This is a genomic window from Mycoplana dimorpha, assembly GCF_003046475.1.
Lineage (GTDB): Bacteria > Pseudomonadota > Alphaproteobacteria > Rhizobiales > Rhizobiaceae > Mycoplana > Mycoplana dimorpha.
Window position 1 is genome coordinate 99,365 of sequence record NZ_PZZZ01000004.1, and the last position, 16,467, is coordinate 115,831.

Genomic DNA, 16,467 nt, shown 5'->3' on the forward strand with positions numbered 1-16,467 from the left:
GGTGCGTCAGTGCATGATGCCGGCGTTCACCTTCCAACGGTACATGCCCGCGTCGTCGGGAACCATCAGCGCCCGAACCTGGGTATGCCGCATCGGTATGCCGCTGTCGTCCAGCTCGAGGTTCTGCTCGGAGACGTATGCGATGTATTCCGTCTGCGCGTTCTCGGCGAAGAGGTGATAGAACGGCTGGTCCTTCGACGGGCGGATTTCTGCGGGAATTGAATTCCACCACGCGTCCGTGTTGGCGAACTCCGGGTCGACGTCGAAGACCACGCCGCGGAACGGATGCACGCGGTGCCGAACGACGTCTCCGATACCGAATCTGGCAGTTCTGATCTTCATCCTTGGCCTTCCTTTCGTTCCCTATTTGGGAAGCGGCCCTTAAAAACTCAAGGCCTTAGCCGTTCAGAGTACGCGGCCCGCCGGGTCGACGATCTGCTCGCCACGGTTCTCGTGCGGCGAGGCAGCCTACGTTCAAAGTGAGGCGTCTCCCGTCCCTGGTCATGACGCCCGGGGGCAGGCTGCTCAAGGGTGAGACACATAAAAAAGGGGCCCGGCAATTGCCGGACCCCTTGCGTCCCCTCAGCCGGGACAAACGGCTGCGCTGCCTCAGGCCGAGTAATACATGTCGAACTCGACGGGATGCGGGGTCATGTCGTAGCGCATGACTTCCGCCATCTTGAGTTCGATGTAGGAGTCGATCTGGTCGTCGTCGAACACCCCGCCGACCGTCAGGAACTTGCGGTCCTTGTCGAGGCTTTCCAGCGCTTCGCGCAGGCTTCCGCAGACGGTCGGGATCTTCTTCAGTTCCTTCGGCGGCAGGTCATAGAGGTCCTTGTCCATGGCCTTGCCCGGATGGATCTTGTTCTTGATGCCGTCGAGGCCGGCCATCAGCATGGCGGCGAAGCTGAGATAGGGGTTGCCGAGCGGGTCGGGGAAGCGGACCTCGACGCGCTTCGACTTCGGACCGGTGCCGAACGGAATGCGGCAGGAAGCCGAGCGGTTGCGCGCCGAGTAGGCGAGCAGGACCGGCGCCTCGTAGCCCGGCACGAGACGCTTGTAGGAGTTGGTCGTCGGGTTGGTGAAGGCGTTGATGGCCTTGGCATGCTTGATGATGCCGCCGATGAAGTAGAGGCAGGATTCCGACAGGCCGGCATACTCGTCCCCGGCGAAGGTCGGCTTGCTGTCCTTCCAGATCGACAGGTGCACGTGCATGCCCGAGCCGTTATCTCCGAAGATCGGCTTCGGCATGAACGTGGCCGTCTTGCCGTAGGCATTGGCGACCTGGTGGACGACGTACTTGTAGATCTGCACCTTGTCGGCGCTGCGAACGAGCGTGTCGAACTTGACCCCGAGTTCGTGCTGGGCAGCGGCCACCTCGTGGTGCTGCTTCTCGACGACAACGCCCATTTCGGCCATGACCGTCAGCATCTCCGAGCGCATGTCCTGGCAGCTGTCGACCGGCGGGACCGGGAAATAGCCGCCCTTGACGCGCGGCCGGTGGCCGAGGTTGCCGGTCTCGTAGTCGGTGTCGTCGTTGGAGGGCAGTTCGGACGAGTCGAGCTTGAAGCCGGTGTTGTAGGGATCGGCCTTGTACTTGACGTCGTCGAACACGAAGAACTCGGGCTCCGGACCAACAAACACGGTGTCGCCGATGCCGGCGGCCTTGAGGTAGGCCTCGGCCTTCTTCGCGATGCCGCGCGGGTCGCGGTTATAGGCTTCGCCGGAGACCGGATCCAGGATGTCGCAGACAATGACCATGGTCGACTGCGCGAAGAACGGGTCCATGTGGGCGGTCACCGGGTCTGGCATCAGCACCATGTCCGATTCATTGATGGCCTTCCAGCCGCCGATCGAGGAGCCGTCGAACATCACGCCGTCGGCGAACATGTCCTCGTCCACGCAGGAAACGTCCATCGTCACGTGCTGCAGCTTGCCCTTTACGTCGGTGAAGCGCAGGTCGACGAACTTTACGTCGTTTTCCTTGATTTGCTTGAGAATATCACTGGCAGTCGTCATTTTTCGAAAGTCCCTGTGTGAGATGACGAGGTGAGAGCACCGGCCGGATGACCGATGGATTGGTATGGCTGGGGTCAGATGGCGTCGACGCCGGTCTCGCCGGTGCGGATGCGGATGACTTCCTCGATGTTGGAAACGAAAATCTTGCCGTCGCCGATCCGGCCGGTCTGCGCTGCATTGCGGATCGCCTCGATGACGGCCTCGACGTGATCGTCGGCCAGCACGACCTCGACCTTCACCTTGGGTAGGAAGTCGACCACGTACTCGGCGCCCCGGTAGAGCTCCGTATGACCCTTCTGGCGTCCGAAGCCCTTCGCCTCGGTGACGGTGATGCCTTGCAGCCCGACCTCCTGAAGCGCCTCCTTCACCTCATCCAGCTTGAATGGCTTGATGATCGCTTCGATCTTTTTCATGAGAAATGTCTCTCCGCTTCTTTCGTTTTTGACCGGGGTCGATCCCCGCTGCCCAGTCTGATGCATTTTGCGTGCCAGTTCGAGGCTAGCGCTCGGAACTGTCCATTTTGTCGCAGCCGGTTTGCTGCACCGGCTGCGAATGCCGACCATTGCGACGCGAACACGCGGCGTGATCTGCCCAAAAAATGCGCCGGCATAGATTGTGTCGCATGACCGTCATGTCAAAGAGCGACCGCAGCCCGCGATTTGAGCGCCAAAGGCGTGCAGCTGCCCAAATCTTGTGCATTTGGTCGAAATGAAATTGCCATGGCGCGTTCACCGATTTGCAGGCATTGTCGCCGCATGCACATCGACCTTGAAACCCTCGTCGTCACGCCGTCCGAAATGGCCGGCATCGACAGAGCGGCCGCGGATAGTGGCCTGGACAGCTTTGCGCTGATGGAGCGTGCCGGACAGGCGGTCGCCGCCGTGGCGTTGAGGCATCATCCCGGTGCGTTGCGTTTTGTCGTGCTGGCCGGCCCTGGGAACAATGGCGGCGACGGCTACGTGGCAGCACGGGCGTTGTTGAAAACCGGGTGCACCGTCGAACTGTTTGCCTTCGGGCCACCGCCGACGAAGGGCGATGCGGGCAGGGCGCGAAGGCGTTATCGCGGTCTTGCCCGACCGTTCGTGGATTACCAGCCCATGCGGGGCGATGTCGTGATCGACGCGCTGTTCGGTGCCGGGCTCGCCCGCGATCTCGCGGAGCCCCTCTGCGCGGCGATCGAACGGGTGAACAGCCTTGCCATTCCGGTGATCGCAATCGATCTGCCGAGCGGCATCGATGGGCGCACCGGCGCCGTCCGGGGGGCCGCGTTCCAGGCAGAGCGCACCGTCACCTTCATGTGCCGCAAGCCCGGTCACCTGCTGATGCCGGGGCGATCGTTCTGCGGGTCACTGGAGATCTACGACATCGGGATACCCGCAAGGATCGTTTCCGCCGCCTCTCACCATCTTCGCGTCAACGAACCGCACCTCTGGCGCATGAGCCTGCCCAGCGCCGGTATCGACGCCCATAAGTACGGGCACGGCCATCTGGGGGTCTTCAGCGGCGGGAGGCTTACCACCGGGGCGGCACGCCTTGCGGCCGGCGCCGGCCTGAAGGCGGGGGCAGGGCTCGTGACGCTCCTTTCCCCGGCCGAGGCAGCGGACGCCAACGCCGCGCACGTCACTGCGGTGATGGTCAGGCAGATCGACAATCTCGCGGCATTGCGGACCCTGTTGTCCGATCCGAGGTTTTCCGCTTTCGCCCTGGGTCCCGGCCTTGGCGACTTTGCGCGAGCGCGCAATTACGTACTGGCGCTGGCCGAGTCGGGCAGGCCGCTGGTGCTCGACGCAGACGGGATCACCGCGTTCCGCGATGAGCCGGACCGGCTTTTCCATGCCTTCTCGGATGGACCGATCAGACTCGTCATGACGCCGCATGCCGGCGAGTTCGCCCGCCTCTTTGCCGATCTCGCCGACGACGCGACGCTGTCGAAAGTGGACCGGGCGCGTGCGGCGGCGCTGCGCAGCCATGCCGTAATCGTCCTCAAGGGGGCCGATACGGTGATTGCCGCGCCCGACGGCCGCGCGCTCATCAACGCCAACGCGCCGCCGTGGCTGGCAACGGCCGGCTCGGGCGACGTGCTCTCCGGTGTCATCGCCGCCCATCTGGCGCAAGGCATGCCGGCTTTTGAGGCTGCTGCGGCGGGCGTCTGGCGCCATGGCGCGGCGGCAGCGGCCGCGGGGTCGGGAATGACCGCAGAAGACCTCATCAATTTCCTGAATGGTTTCGATCAAATCAAATGACTTGGATGAGCCTGACCGTTTGATCATGCTCCGCCCATCAATGACGCGGCGGGCGCTCACTTGGTCGCCGGAAGGGCGTGAGTAGCCGTACCGGCGCCCCAAAACATCGATGCCGTCGCTCGCGGCGGCTCGCAGCGGAAAACCGGGACCATGGGCCTGATTGATATCGCACTTCTCATTCTCGTCGCGGCCGCTTGGGGCTTCAACTTCGTCGTCATCAAGATCGGCATCGCCAACTTCCCGCCGATCCTCTTCTCCGCGCTGCGCTTCCTGTTCGCTGCGGTGCCACTCGTCTTCTTCCTGCCGCGACCCGACGTTTCCTGGCGGCTCATCCTCGGCATCGGCGTTGTGCTGGGCGTGGTGAAGTTCAGTTTTCTCTTCATCGGCATGGATATCGGCCTGTCCGCCGGGCTGGCGTCATTGCTGTTGCAGTCGCAGGCGTTCTTCACCGTGCTGCTGGCGGCCCTGGTCTACGCCGATCGGCCGCGTCCCGTGCAGTCGCTCGGAATTTTCGTGGCCTTCGTCGGCATGGCAGCGATCGCCATCACCGTCGACAAGGGGTTCACCTTTGCCGGCCTGGCACTGGCGCTCGCCGCCGGCCTCGCCTGGGCTTGCTCGAACCTGCTGATGAAGAAGGTCGGCAGCGTCGACATGCTGGCGCTGATGGTCTGGGTGAGCCTCGTGCCGCCGATCCCGCTGGCGATCATCTCGCTGGTCGCCGAGGGCCTCGACCACGACATCGCCGCGCTTTCGGCGCTGTCATGGCAGGGTCTCGGCGCGGTCGCTTACATCGCCTATATCGCCACCATTTTCGGGTTCGGCGTCTGGGGCTACATGATCCGGAAGCACGGCGTCTCGACGGTGGCGCCGTTTTCCCTGCTCGTTCCGGTGTTCGGCATCGGGTCTTCGGCGCTGGTGCTCGGGGAAAGCTTCGGCCCGCTCCGGCTCGCTGGCGCCGGCCTCGTCGTCTGCGGCCTCGTGCTGACCGCCCTGGGGCCGCGGCTGCTGGGCAGGCTGCGCCGGCCGGTTTCCGCTACCTCCTGACGTTGCGCTGCTCGGCTTTGCTCAGCCGCGCGGGCCGGCGCGGCTGTAAAGCTCGCGTGCCCCGTTGGGGGCATTCACCTTTCCGGAGGAGATGAAGAAGGCAAAGACGTCGCGCGGCTCTTTGGCGGTCTGGTGCTCCGGGTCGCACAGCGGCAGGTCGCGCGGCCGGCCGCCCTCGGCCCACTCCTGCAGGCGATCGGCCCATGCGTCGAGTTCGGCAGGCGGATAACACGTCGGGACGTCGTCCGAGCCCCGCTGCAGGCGGGCATAGACAAAATCGGCCGTGATGTCGGCGATCTCGGGATACTCGTCATGGTGCGCGTAGACGATCGCGGCCCTGTGCTTGCGGGCGAGCGCGGCAAATTCCGGATCGATGAACGAAGGGTGGCGCACCTCCAATGCGTGACGAAGCGGCAGACCGTCCTGCCTGTCCGGCAGCAGCTTCAGGAACGCCTCGAAATCCACCGGATCGAACCTCTTCGTCGGCGCAAACTGCCAGAGAATGGGACCGAGATGGGCACCGAGTTCCGTCAGTCCCTGGCCGAGAAAGCGCTGAACCGACTCGCCGGCCTCGCCGAGGACCTTGCGGTTGGTCGCGAAGCGGCTGGCCTTCAGCGAAAAGACGAAGCCCTCCGGCACCTCGGTGGCCCAGCGGGCGAAGGTCTCGGGCTTCTGGGAGCTGTAATAGGTCCCGTTGATCTCGATCGCCGTCAATTCGCGGCTGGCAAATTCAAGCTGGCGCTTCTTCGCGAGTTTCTCAGGGTAGAAGCTGCCCTCCCAGGGCTCGAAAGTCCAGCCGCCGATGCCGGTGCGGATGGTGCCGGATGTGCTCATGCCTGCGCTCCTCGACGACAGGGTGGGGCGCGCGCTAAGCGGGCGCGATGAATGGCTGCGAGATTTCCTTGAAGACCGGCAAGGCCTCCATGCTGGCGCAGTGGGCCGCGAGCGCCTTATAGGCGGCCTGATCGATGAGCCCGGGATGTGCCTCGCCGACATGCCGCCAGGCACAGGCGACCGCGATATCCGCATGGGTGATCCGGCCGAACCAATAAGCGCCCGGCCGCGCGGCGCGGTCCGCATCCAGCGCGGTGAGCACGGCGGCGATCTGCGCGCGGCAGCGCTCGACGAAATAGGCCGACGGAGCCTCGTGCAGATGTTGTTCGTAGAACAGGCTGACGCCCTTGTCGGCCAGTCCGGTTGCAAAGGTCATGATCTTCAGCGCCCGCCGTCGCTGCGGCTCGTCCTGCGGCAGCAATCTCTTTTCCGCAGGCACCAGGCCGTCGAGAAAATCCAGGATGGAATTGCTGTCGGCCACGATGTCGCCGTCGTCGAGCACCAGCGTCGGCACCCGCATCAGGGGATTGACGGCCCGCACCTTTTCCCCCTCGCTGAACACCGACCAGGGCCGATGCTCGAACGGCAGCCCATAGAGCCGCATGGCGATTGCGGCGCGGCGGACATAGGACGAGTCGTACTGGCCGATCAGGATCATCGCACCTACTCCGCCGCCGCCTTGCGGACCGGCCGTCGTTCCAGCAGTTCCTTGAGGAAGTGGCCGGTGTAGGATCGCTCGACCTTCACCACGTCCTCCGGCGTGCCCTGGGCGATCACCTCGCCGCCGCCGTCGCCGCCCTCCGGGCCGAAGTCGATGATCCAGTCGGCCGTCTTGATGACCTCCAGGTTATGCTCGATCACCACCACCGAATTGCCCTGGTTGACGAGTTCGTGCAGCACCTCCAGCAGCTTTGCCACGTCATGGAAGTGCAGGCCGGTGGTCGGCTCGTCGAGGATATAGAGCGTCCGACCCGTGGACCGTTTCGAGAGCTCCTTGGCGAGCTTGACGCGCTGCGCCTCGCCTCCCGACAGCGTGTTGGCCTGCTGGCCGACCTTAATGTAGCCTAGGCCGACCTGGTTCAGCGTCACCAGCTTGTCGCGTACCGCCGGGACGGCGGCGAAGAACTCGACGCCTTCCTCCACCGTCATATCGAGCACGTCGGCGATCGACTTGCCCTTGAAGGTGACATCGAGCGTCTCGCGATTGTAGCGCTTGCCGTGGCAGACATCGCAGGTGACGTAGACGTCGGGCAGGAAGTGCATCTCGATCTTGATGACGCCGTCGCCCTGGCAGGCTTCGCAACGCCCGCCTTTGACGTTGAAGGAGAAGCGGCCCGGCTGGTAGCCGCGCGCCTTCGCCTCCGGCAGCCCGGCGAACCAGTCGCGGATCGGCGTGAAGGCGCCGGTATAGGTGGCCGGGTTCGAGCGCGGCGTGCGGCCGATCGGAGACTGGTCGATGTCGATCACCTTGTCGATGTATTCGAAGCCGTCGATGCGGTCGTGCTCGGCGGCGATCTCGCGCGCACCCATGATGCGTCGCGCCGCCGACTTGTAGAGCGTCTCGATCAGGAAGGTCGACTTGCCGCCGCCCGAGACGCCGGTGACGGCGGTGAAGACGCCGAGGGGGATAGAGGCTGTGACGTTCTTCAGGTTGTTCGCCCGGGCGCCGACGACGGTAATCTCCTTCTTCTTTTTCGGCTTGCGGCGTTCGGCGGGAACCGAGACGGCAAGGTCGCCGGAGAGATATTTTCCGGTCAGCGAGTTCGGGTTCGCCATGATGTCCGCCGGCGTGCCCTGGGCCACGACCTCGCCGCCATGGATACCGGCGGCGGGGCCGATGTCGACCACGTAATCGGCCGTCAGGATCGCGTCCTCGTCGTGCTCGACGACGATCACCGTGTTGCCGATGTCGCGCAGATGCCGCAGCGTCTCCAGCAGCCGGGCGTTGTCGCGCTGGTGCAGGCCGATCGACGGCTCGTCCAGCACATAGAGCACGCCGGTCAGGCCGGAGCCGATCTGCGAGGCCAGCCGGATGCGCTGGCTCTCGCCGCCCGACAGCGTGCCGGAATTGCGCGACAGGCTCAGGTATTCGAGGCCGACGTCGTTGAGGAAGCGCAGGCGCTCGCGGATCTCCTTGAGGATCCGGACGGCAATTTCGTTCTGCTTGGCGTTCATGTGGCCGGGCAGCGCGTCGAACCAGTCGCGCGCGACGCGGATCGACATGTCGGTGACCTGGCCGATATGCAGCTTGTCGATCTTCACAGCCAAAGCCTCCGGCTTCAGCCGATAGCCGTTGCAGGCGGGGCAGGGTGCAGCCGACATGTAGCGCTCGATCTCCTCGCGCGCCCAGGCGGAATCCGTCTCCTTCCAGCGCCGCTCGAGGTTCGGCACGATGCCCTCGAAGGTCTTGGTCGTCTTGTAGGACCGCGCGCCGTCCTGGTAGTGAAACTCGATCTTCTCGTCGGTGCCATAGAGGATGGCCCGCTGCGCCTTCTCGGACAGCTCCGACCAGCGGTTCGAGAGCTTGAAGCCATAGGCTGCGCCGAGCGCCTCAAGCGTCTGGTTGTAATAGGGCGAGGACGACTTGGCCCAGGGCGCAATCGCGCCGTCGCGCAGGGTGCGCTGCGGCTCGGGAGTGATCAGGTCGGGGTCGATCTTCTGCTGGCTGCCGAGCCCGTCGCAGGTCGGGCAGGCGCCGAAGGGATTGTTGAACGAGAACAGCCGTGGCTCGATCTCCGGAATGGTGAAGCCGGAGACCGGGCAGGCGAACTTCTCCGAGAACATCACCCGCTGATGTGTCTCGTTGAGCGATTTGTTGGCCGCGCCGCCGGCGGCGGTTTCCTCCGCTGGCAGCGGCTTGTCGGCGAACTCGGCAATGGCCAGTCCATCGGCCAGCTTCAGGCAGGTCTCGAGGCTGTCGGCGAGGCGGGCGGCGAGGTCCGGACGCACCACGACGCGGTCGACCACGACGTCGATGTCGTGCTTGTATTTCTTGTCGAGCGCGGGGACGTCGGCGATTTCGTAGAACTGACCGTCGACCTTGACGCGCTGGAAGCCCTTCTTCATCAGCTCGGCGAGTTCCTTCTTATACTCGCCCTTCCGGCCACGCACGATCGGCGCCAGGATGTAGAGACGCGTGCCTTCGCCGAAATCGATGACCCGATCGACCATCTGGCTGACGGTCTGGCTCTCGATCGGAAGGCCTGTTGCCGGCGAATAGGGTACCCCGACGCGGGCGAACAGGAGGCGCATGTAGTCGTAGATCTCGGTGACCGTGCCGACGGTCGAACGCGGGTTCTTCGACGTCGTCTTCTGTTCGATGGAGATGGCCGGCGACAGCCCGTCGATCTGGTCGACATCCGGCTTCTGCATCATCTCCAGGAACTGCCGCGCGTAGGCAGACAGGCTTTCCACATAGCGGCGCTGCCCCTCGGCGTAGATCGTATCGAAAGCCAGCGACGACTTGCCGGAGCCCGACAACCCGGTCATCACGATCAGCTTGTTGCGCGGCAGGTCGAGGTCGATGCCCTTGAGGTTGTGCTCGCGTGCGCCGCGAATGGAAATGGTCTTGAGTTCGCTCATGTGTCCAGCGCCAGATGTCCGGGATCGGAAGAAGACGTTTGTCGGTAGCGCACCCTATGTAGGGACTGGAACCCGCCTGTCCATGCGCGTTATCGGCAAAACCGTGCCTCTTTCCGATTCGGTTGACAAGATTGCAGGGATTTACTAGAACAAAAAAAGAACGAAATACACCGGAATCTGAATCTGTGGATTGTCTGGCCCATGGGGCGGCGCCTGCTGCCGCCAGCCGTTAAGATGAACGGATGAAATTCATGCGGTCCGGGGTCTGTCCGGAGCGCCAACAAGGACAAAAGCGTATGGCAGGCAGCGTCAACAAGGTAATCCTGATCGGCAACGTCGGGGCGGATCCGGAAATCCGCCGCACCCAGGACGGCCGCCCGATCGCCAACCTGCGCATTGCGACCTCGGAGAGCTGGCGCGACCGCAATTCCGGCGAGCGCCGCGAGAAGACCGAGTGGCACAACGTCGTGGTGTTCAACGAAGGTCTCTGCAAGGTCGTCGAACAGTATGTGAAGAAGGGCGCCAAGCTCTATATCGAAGGCGCGTTGCAGACCCGCAAGTGGCAGGATCAGAACGGCAACGACCGCTATTCGACGGAAGTGGTGCTGCAGGGCTTCAACTCGACGCTGACAATGCTTGACGGTCGCGGCGAGGGCGGAGGCGACCGTCGCGGCGGCTCCGACTTCGGCGGCGCCGGCAACTATGGCGGCGGCGCGCCGAGCTATGACGACTACGGCTCGCAGCCGTCCTCGTCCGGCGGCGCAAGCCGGGGCGGTGGAGCGTCGAACTTCTCGCGCGACATGGACGACGACATCCCGTTCTAGGCCCTCATGCGCCCTTCGGAGCTAGAGGTCGCCCAATGAGCCGGCGACCTGAGGACGGATAAACGCCTGCCGCGTCTTACCACGGCTCCGCATGGCGGTCATCCGAAAGCGCTGAGGCAGGCGACTTGGCGGATGGCGTGACGGGACGCCCCTGCAGGGGTTGATTTCCGTCCGCAAGGGCGCAGATGTTGGATATGCACCCGAAAAAGGCATCTCCGGCAAAAGTGCTCCTGTCCCCATTCGGTCGGTTCATCGACGGCATGGCGGTGCGCGCCATGTTCCCGCCCGGCAGTCGGGCCATCGATTTTTCGCAGCCGCCCGGTGAAGCCGCGCTCCTGTCGTCCGATTCGCTGTCGTGGCGCATCTTCAAGAACCCCGTCTCGGTGCTGATCGGCGGCATCACGGCCGTCATCCTCGAACTTGCCGAGCCGGCGGTCCGAACGGGGGTTTGGGAGCACAGTTCCTTCCGGAAGGATCCGCTCCGAAGACTGCAGCGCACCGGGCTCGCGGCGATGATGACCGTCTACGGACCAAGGCGGACGGCCGAGAGCATGATTGCTGGCGTTGTCCGCCGCCACGAGCGGATTGCCGGGACAACGCCGGACGGGGTTGCCTATCATGCAAGCGACCCCGAACTGCTGGACTGGGTCCAGGCGACTGCGACATTCGGCTTCGTGACCGCATACAGCCGCTATGCCTCGCCGCTGAGCGAACAGGAGATTTCTCAGGCGTTCGCGGAAGGGGCCCAGACTTCCCGCCTATATGGGGCCGTCAACGCGCCGGCGTCGGCCGACCAATGGGAGCTGCTGCTCGAGCGGATGTTGGACCGGCTCGAACCTTCTCCGATCATTCTCGAATTCCTCGACATCATGCGCAGCCGCGCGCTTCTGCCGCGCCCGCTGCGCAGCCTGCAGGGCCTGTTCGTACGTGGTGCTGTCGAGCTGGTGCCGCCGCAGATCCGCGAACACATCGGACTGAAGGAGAAGTACGTCCTTCGGTTGGGCGATGTCAGCCTCTTGCGCTTGCTCTGTGCCGCCGCTGACAACACCGTCTTGCCGTCCAGTCCGCCGGCACAGGCGTGCCGACGAATGGGATTGCCGGAGGACCATCTGTACGGGCGCTGACGCACCCTGCCTAGACCACGAAGGCCGCGCGGATCCCGTCCACCACGAACTGCACCGCGAGCGCGGCGAGGATGACGCCCAGAAGCCGTGTCAGGATGGCCCGGCCCGTGACGCCGAGATAGCGGTCGACGCGCTCGGCGATGGCTAGCGTCAGGTAGACGACGCCCACGCACAGCGCGATGACGACGATCAGTGCGCCGCGTCCGACTGGCGAGGCAAACGAGCCGGAAAGCAGGATCGTCGCCGAGATGGCGCCGGGGCCGGCAATCAGCGGCAAGGCCAGGGGAAAGACGGCGATATTGCGGATGTGGTCCTTGGTGATCGCCACCTCCGACGTCTTCTCCTTGCGCTCCTGGCGACGCTCGAACACCATCTCGAAGGCGATGTAGAAGAGGAGCATGCCGCCGGCGATGCGGAAGGCGCCCATCGAGATGCCGAGCAGGCCGAGCACGCCTGTGCCGAACACGGCGAAAACCGCCAGGATGCCGAAGGCAATGATGCAGCCGCGCAGCGCCACCTGTCGACGGTCGGCGCGGGTCATGCCCGCCGTCAGCCCGAGAAAGATCGGCGCGAGGCCGGGCGGGTCGAGGGTCACAAGCACGGTCGTCAATGCGTTGACGACCAGATCCATGTCGTACATTCGGCCGATCCCCCTTGCCATTCGGGCGCGCTCTTGCGGCGCTTTTCCGCGTTATTGTTAGGGGAGAGGCGGGCGGAAGTGAAGGGGACGGCGGCAGGGCTTCGGCGAGTGCCATCAAATTGCGGCAATTGGCGGATTTCTGGCAAAAGACTGTTCAAAACCTCCGGCAAAATTGGCGCAGTTCAAGCCGTTAGGCTATAAAATCCCGACTGATTCTTACAAAGATCGTGACTGACATTGACAGAGCAAACGACTCCCGGCGGCAAGAACCCTCCCGGCATTGAGCCGATTTCCATTATCGAGGAAATGCAGCGGTCCTACCTCGATTACGCGATGAGCGTGATCGTCAGCCGCGCGCTGCCCGACGTGCGTGATGGCATGAAGCCGGTACACCGGCGCATCCTCTTCAGCATGGGCGAGATGGGGGTCGACTGGAACAAGAAGTACGTCAAGTGCGCGCGCGTTACCGGTGACGTGATGGGTAAATACCATCCGCACGGCGACGCGGCCATCTACGACGCGCTGGCGCGGCTTGCGCAGGACTGGTCGCTGCGTCTGCCGCTGATCGACGGTCAGGGCAACTTCGGTTCGGTCGACGGCGATCCGCCCGCGGCGCAGCGCTACACCGAGTGCCGCCTCCAGAAGGCGGCCCATTCGCTTCTCGACGACCTCGACAAGGAAACGGTCAATTTCCGCGACAACTACGACGGAACCCTGCAGGAGCCGTCGGTGCTGCCGGCGAAGTTCCCCAACCTTCTCGTCAACGGCGCCGGCGGCATTGCCGTCGGCATGGCTACCAACATCCCGCCCCACAATCTGTCCGAGGTCATCAACGGCTGTGTCGCGCTGATCGACAATCCGGCGATCGAACTGCCGGAACTGATGCAGATCATCCCGGGGCCGGATTTCCCGACCGGGGCGCTGATCCTCGGTCGCGCCGGCATCCGCCAGGCCTACGAGACGGGCCGCGGCTCTGTGATCATGCGTGGGCGCGCCCATATCGAGCCGATGCGTGGCGATCGCGAGCAGATCATCATCACCGAGGTTCCCTATCAGGTGAACAAGGCCACGATGATCGAGAAGATGGCCGAACTGGTGCGCGAGAAGCGTATCGAGGGCATCTCCGACCTGCGTGACGAGTCCGACCGCGAGGGCTATCGTGTCGTCATCGAGCTGAAGCGCGATGCGAACGCCGACGTCATCCTCAACCAGCTCTATCGCTATACGCCGCTGCAGACGTCTTTCGGCTGCAACATGGTGGCGCTGAACGGCGGCAAGCCGGAGCAGATGACGCTGCTCGACATGCTGCGCGCCTTCGTCGCCTTCCGCGAGGAGGTCGTCAGCCGCCGCACCAAGTACCTGCTGCGCAAGGCGCGCGACCGGGCTCATATCTTGGTGGGCCTGGCAATCGCCGTTGCCAATATCGACGAAGTCATCAACCTGATCCGCCACGCGCCCGATCCGCAGACGGCGCGTGAGCAGTTGATGACGCGGCGCTGGCCGGCGCTCGACGTCGAGGCGTTGATCCGCCTGATCGACGATCCGCGCCACCGCATCAACGAGGACCTGACCTACAACCTCTCGGAAGAGCAGGCGCGCGCCATCCTCGAGCTGCGTCTCGCCCGTCTCACCGCACTCGGCCGCGACGAGATCGACGAAGAGCTGAACAAGATCGGCGAGGAAATCCGCGACTATCTCGACATCCTGGCCTCCCGCCTGCGCATCCAGGCGATCGTCAAGGACGAGATGATTGCGATCCGCGACGAATTCGGCACACCGCGTCGCACCGAGATCACCGACGCCGGTCCGGACATGGACGACGAGGATCTGATCGCCCAGGAAGACATGGTCGTGACGGTGTCGCACCTCGGCTATGTCAAGCGCGTTCCGCTCGCCACTTACCGGGCGCAGCGCCGCGGCGGCAAGGGCCGCTCCGGCATGTCCACGCGCGACGAGGATTTCGTCACCCGGCTGTTCGTTGCCAACACGCATACGCCGGTCCTGTTCTTTTCCTCGCGCGGCATCGTCTACAAGGAGAAGGTCTGGCGCCTGCCGATCGGAACGCCTCAGTCGAAGGGCAAGGCGCTGATCAACATGCTGCCGATCGAGCCCGGCGAGCGCATCACCACGATCATGCCGCTGCCCGAGGACGAGAGCACCTGGGAAAACCTCGACGTCATGTTCTCGACGACGCGTGGCACGGTTCGTCGCAACAAGCTGTCCGACTTCGTCCAGGTCAATCGCAACGGCAAGATCGCCATGAAGCTCGAGGAGGAGGGTGACGAGATCCTCTCCGTCGAGACCTGTACCGATCAGGACGACGTGCTGCTGACGACGGCGCTCGGCCAGTGCATCCGCTTTCCGGTCGATGACGTTCGTGTCTTCGCCGGCCGCAACTCGGTCGGTGTTCGCGGCATCTCGCTCGGCAACGGTGACCGGATCATATCTATGACGATCGTCGGCCACGTCGATGCGGAGCCATGGGAGCGGGCTGCCTATCTGAAGCGCTCCGCGGCCGAGCGGCGGGCTGCCGGCGGCGAGGTCGAGGAGATCGCGCTTGTCGGCGAGGAAGTCGCCGAGGAGGGCCAGCTTTCCGACGAGCGCTACGAAGAGCTCAAGGCGCGCGAGCAATTCGTGCTGACGGTGTCGGAGAAGGGCTTCGGCAAACGCTCGTCCTCCTACGACTTCCGCACCTCCGGGCGTGGCGGCAAGGGTATCCGCGCCACAGACACGTCGAAGACGGCGGAAATCGGCGAACTGGTCGCGGCCTTCCCGGTCGGCGAGGCGGACCAGATCATGCTGGTCTCGGATGGCGGGCAATTGATCCGCGTTCCGGTCAGCGGCATCCGCATCGCCAGCCGCGCCACCAAGGGCGTCACGATCTTCTCGACCGCAAAGGACGAGAAGGTGGTGTCGGTGGAATGCATCAACGAGCCGGATGGCGACGACGAGAGCGAGGAGAACGGGAACGGCGGCACGGCTCCCGAGCCGGACGCGGGCGAAGCGCCGGCTCCCGGGGAAGAAGCGCCCGAGTCCCGCGACTAAGACCGCATCAGGTCACATCGTCATACGAAAGGGCCGGCCGAAAGCCGGCCCTTCTGATTCGGGCAGACCACACCCGGTGCTACACTTCGAAGCCGGCGCCTCGTCGGGCCCGGGCTTCGAGAGCGACGCACTGGCTCCGCAGCGTCCGGATCGTCCGTGAGACATCGACGGTCAGGATTGCCGCGATGAGGCCGGCGAACACCGTCAGGTAGCTGGTCATTCCTGCGCTCCCGAGGCCATGAACCCCCGCCTTTTGGGCGCTGCAGCGACCGGACGGGCCACCTCTTCCCGGACTGCGCGCATGCTGGCTGCCGTAAGCAGAAAGAACATTACCAGGCAGAGAAGAGCGAGCACCATCTGGGATCTCCTTGAAAGGTGGGGGGCTTTCAAACTCCAGTTGCGGCCTCAACGAGCCTGCTTCGACTTTTGTTCCAGGTCGCCCTATATGGCCGGGCGTGGTGCGTTTGCGCCGACGCCGCATTCAGACAGTTCAGCAGCCTTCCAGGTCCGGGTTTTGCCGGGGACAGGGGCCGGACGTGCCGAGCGCTCTATTGCCTAACGGGGCGTTGCGTGACAAAACGCGGCAAACGGGAAAACGCCATGGCTGTCGCCTTTTATCCGGGCTCCTTCGACCCGATCACCAATGGTCATCTCGACGTTCTGGTCCAGGCGCTCAACATCGCGCCGAAAGTGATCGTCGCCATCGGGGTTCACCCGGGCAAGGTTCCGTTGTTCTCGTTCGAGGAACGCGCGGGGTTGATCCGCGAGGCGATCTCCGAGGTACTGCCTGCCCGCGCCGGCGACGTATCCGTGGTCGCCTTCGACAGGCTGGTGGTCGACGCGGCGCGCGCCCACAACGCCCACCTGCTCATCCGGGGCTTGCGCGACGGCACCGACCTCGACTACGAGATGCAGATGGCGGGCATGAACCAGCAAATGGCGCCTGACGTGCAGACCGTTTTCCTGCCGGCCGGGACTGCCTCGCGGCCGATAACCGCTACATTGGTTCGGCAGATCGCCGGCATGGGCGGCGATGTCAGTGCCTTCGTTCCCAAGGTTGTCAATGCCGCCCTGATGGCGCGCCGGCGGCCGTGATCCGCACTTCCAACGAA

14 protein-coding genes are annotated in these 16,467 nt (G+C 64.3%); 6 read left to right on the top strand and 8 right to left on the bottom strand.

Annotated elements, in window-relative coordinates; translation table 11 throughout:
• Positions 1 to 6: 6 nt before the first annotated feature.
• The 3 genes from hspQ to C7449_RS10620 form a co-directional block, all read right to left on the bottom strand.
• Positions 7 to 342 (bottom strand): heat shock protein HspQ, encoded by a 336-nt coding sequence (gene hspQ, locus C7449_RS10610; protein WP_108002791.1) that lies wholly within the window; start codon positions 340 to 342, stop codon positions 7 to 9.
• Positions 343 to 609: 267 nt separating this feature from the next.
• Complete coding sequence (glnA, locus tag C7449_RS10615) at positions 610 to 2,019, bottom strand: type I glutamate--ammonia ligase (RefSeq protein ID WP_108002792.1); 1,410 nt, start codon at positions 2,017 to 2,019, stop codon at positions 610 to 612.
• A gap of 74 nt (positions 2,020 to 2,093) precedes the next feature.
• Positions 2,094 to 2,432 carry a P-II family nitrogen regulator gene (locus C7449_RS10620; RefSeq protein ID WP_108002793.1) on the bottom strand — a complete coding sequence of 113 codons (339 nt, stop codon included), beginning with the start codon at positions 2,430 to 2,432 and terminating at the stop codon, positions 2,094 to 2,096.
• A gap of 342 nt (positions 2,433 to 2,774) precedes the next feature.
• On the opposite strand from C7449_RS10620, the gene C7449_RS10625 reads away from it, so the two are divergent.
• Entirely contained in the window at positions 2,775 to 4,262 is a 1,488-nt protein-coding gene (locus tag C7449_RS10625; RefSeq protein ID WP_108002794.1) for an NAD(P)H-hydrate dehydratase, read from the top strand.
• A gap of 150 nt (positions 4,263 to 4,412) precedes the next feature.
• Entirely contained in the window at positions 4,413 to 5,306 is an 894-nt protein-coding gene (locus C7449_RS10630) for an EamA family transporter (protein WP_108002795.1), read from the top strand.
• A gap of 21 nt (positions 5,307 to 5,327) precedes the next feature.
• Here the strand turns inward: C7449_RS10630 and C7449_RS10635 are convergent, their stop codons facing one another.
• From C7449_RS10635 to uvrA, 3 genes are read right to left on the bottom strand one after another with little or no spacing between them, the layout of a single operon-like run.
• On the bottom strand, positions 5,328 to 6,140 hold the full coding sequence (locus C7449_RS10635; protein WP_108002796.1) for a DUF72 domain-containing protein: 813 nt from the start codon (positions 6,138 to 6,140) through the stop codon (positions 5,328 to 5,330).
• A 34-nt stretch (positions 6,141 to 6,174) separates the two neighbouring features.
• Positions 6,175 to 6,798, bottom strand: a complete 624-nt coding sequence (locus tag C7449_RS10640; RefSeq protein ID WP_108002797.1) for a glutathione S-transferase family protein — start codon at positions 6,796 to 6,798, stop codon at positions 6,175 to 6,177.
• Between the two features lie 5 nt (positions 6,799 to 6,803).
• Positions 6,804 to 9,722, bottom strand: coding sequence for an excinuclease ABC subunit UvrA (gene uvrA / locus C7449_RS10645; RefSeq protein ID WP_108002798.1), 2,919 nt, complete (start codon positions 9,720 to 9,722; stop codon positions 6,804 to 6,806).
• Positions 9,723 to 10,018: 296 nt separating this feature from the next.
• Between uvrA and C7449_RS10650 the strand changes: the two genes are divergently transcribed.
• Entirely contained in the window at positions 10,019 to 10,546 is a 528-nt protein-coding gene (locus tag C7449_RS10650; protein WP_108002799.1) for a single-stranded DNA-binding protein, read from the top strand.
• A 260-nt stretch (positions 10,547 to 10,806) separates the two neighbouring features.
• On the top strand, positions 10,807 to 11,670 hold the full coding sequence (locus C7449_RS10655; protein WP_108003183.1) for an oxygenase MpaB family protein: 864 nt from the start codon (positions 10,807 to 10,809) through the stop codon (positions 11,668 to 11,670).
• 10 nt (positions 11,671 to 11,680) lie between these two features.
• Here the strand turns inward: C7449_RS10655 and C7449_RS10660 are convergent, their stop codons facing one another.
• On the bottom strand, positions 11,681 to 12,310 hold the full coding sequence (locus tag C7449_RS10660; protein WP_108003184.1) for a MarC family protein: 630 nt from the start codon (positions 12,308 to 12,310) through the stop codon (positions 11,681 to 11,683).
• A 237-nt stretch (positions 12,311 to 12,547) separates the two neighbouring features.
• Between C7449_RS10660 and gyrA the strand changes: the two genes are divergently transcribed.
• Entirely contained in the window at positions 12,548 to 15,355 is a 2,808-nt protein-coding gene (gene gyrA, locus C7449_RS10665) for a DNA gyrase subunit A (RefSeq protein ID WP_108002800.1), read from the top strand.
• Between the two features lie 79 nt (positions 15,356 to 15,434).
• On the opposite strand, the gene C7449_RS21760 is transcribed toward gyrA, so the two are convergent.
• Complete coding sequence (locus tag C7449_RS21760) at positions 15,435 to 15,575, bottom strand: hypothetical protein (protein WP_170115859.1); 141 nt, start codon at positions 15,573 to 15,575, stop codon at positions 15,435 to 15,437.
• A gap of 380 nt (positions 15,576 to 15,955) precedes the next feature.
• On the opposite strand from C7449_RS21760, the gene coaD reads away from it, so the two are divergent.
• On the top strand, positions 15,956 to 16,450 hold the full coding sequence (gene coaD / locus C7449_RS10670) for a pantetheine-phosphate adenylyltransferase (protein WP_108002801.1): 495 nt from the start codon (positions 15,956 to 15,958) through the stop codon (positions 16,448 to 16,450).
• Positions 16,451 to 16,467: the final 17 nt, after the last annotated feature.

What these genes read in the sequence shown, in the direction of transcription:
- C7449_RS10660 (WP_108003184.1), bottom strand. Translation starts at nt 12,310, where the DNA reads ATGTACGACATGGATCTGGTCGTCAACGCATTGACGACCGTGCTTGTG.
- C7449_RS10635 (WP_108002796.1), bottom strand. Translation starts at nt 6,140, where the DNA reads ATGAGCACATCCGGCACCATCCGCACCGGCATCGGCGGCTGGACTTTC.
- C7449_RS10655 (WP_108003183.1), top strand. Translation starts at nt 10,807, where the DNA reads ATGGCGGTGCGCGCCATGTTCCCGCCCGGCAGTCGGGCCATCGATTTT.
- C7449_RS21760 (WP_170115859.1), bottom strand. Translation starts at nt 15,575, where the DNA reads ATGACCAGCTACCTGACGGTGTTCGCCGGCCTCATCGCGGCAATCCTG.
- hspQ (WP_108002791.1), bottom strand. Translation starts at nt 342, where the DNA reads ATGAAGATCAGAACTGCCAGATTCGGTATCGGAGACGTCGTTCGGCAC.
- C7449_RS10640 (WP_108002797.1), bottom strand. Translation starts at nt 6,798, where the DNA reads ATGATCCTGATCGGCCAGTACGACTCGTCCTATGTCCGCCGCGCCGCA.
- coaD (WP_108002801.1), top strand. Translation starts at nt 15,956, where the DNA reads ATGGCTGTCGCCTTTTATCCGGGCTCCTTCGACCCGATCACCAATGGT.
- C7449_RS10630 (WP_108002795.1), top strand. Translation starts at nt 4,413, where the DNA reads ATGGGCCTGATTGATATCGCACTTCTCATTCTCGTCGCGGCCGCTTGG.
- C7449_RS10650 (WP_108002799.1), top strand. Translation starts at nt 10,019, where the DNA reads ATGGCAGGCAGCGTCAACAAGGTAATCCTGATCGGCAACGTCGGGGCG.
- uvrA (WP_108002798.1), bottom strand. Translation starts at nt 9,722, where the DNA reads ATGAGCGAACTCAAGACCATTTCCATTCGCGGCGCACGCGAGCACAAC.
- C7449_RS10625 (WP_108002794.1), top strand. Translation starts at nt 2,775, where the DNA reads ATGCACATCGACCTTGAAACCCTCGTCGTCACGCCGTCCGAAATGGCC.
- C7449_RS10620 (WP_108002793.1), bottom strand. Translation starts at nt 2,432, where the DNA reads ATGAAAAAGATCGAAGCGATCATCAAGCCATTCAAGCTGGATGAGGTG.
- glnA (WP_108002792.1), bottom strand. Translation starts at nt 2,019, where the DNA reads ATGACGACTGCCAGTGATATTCTCAAGCAAATCAAGGAAAACGACGTA.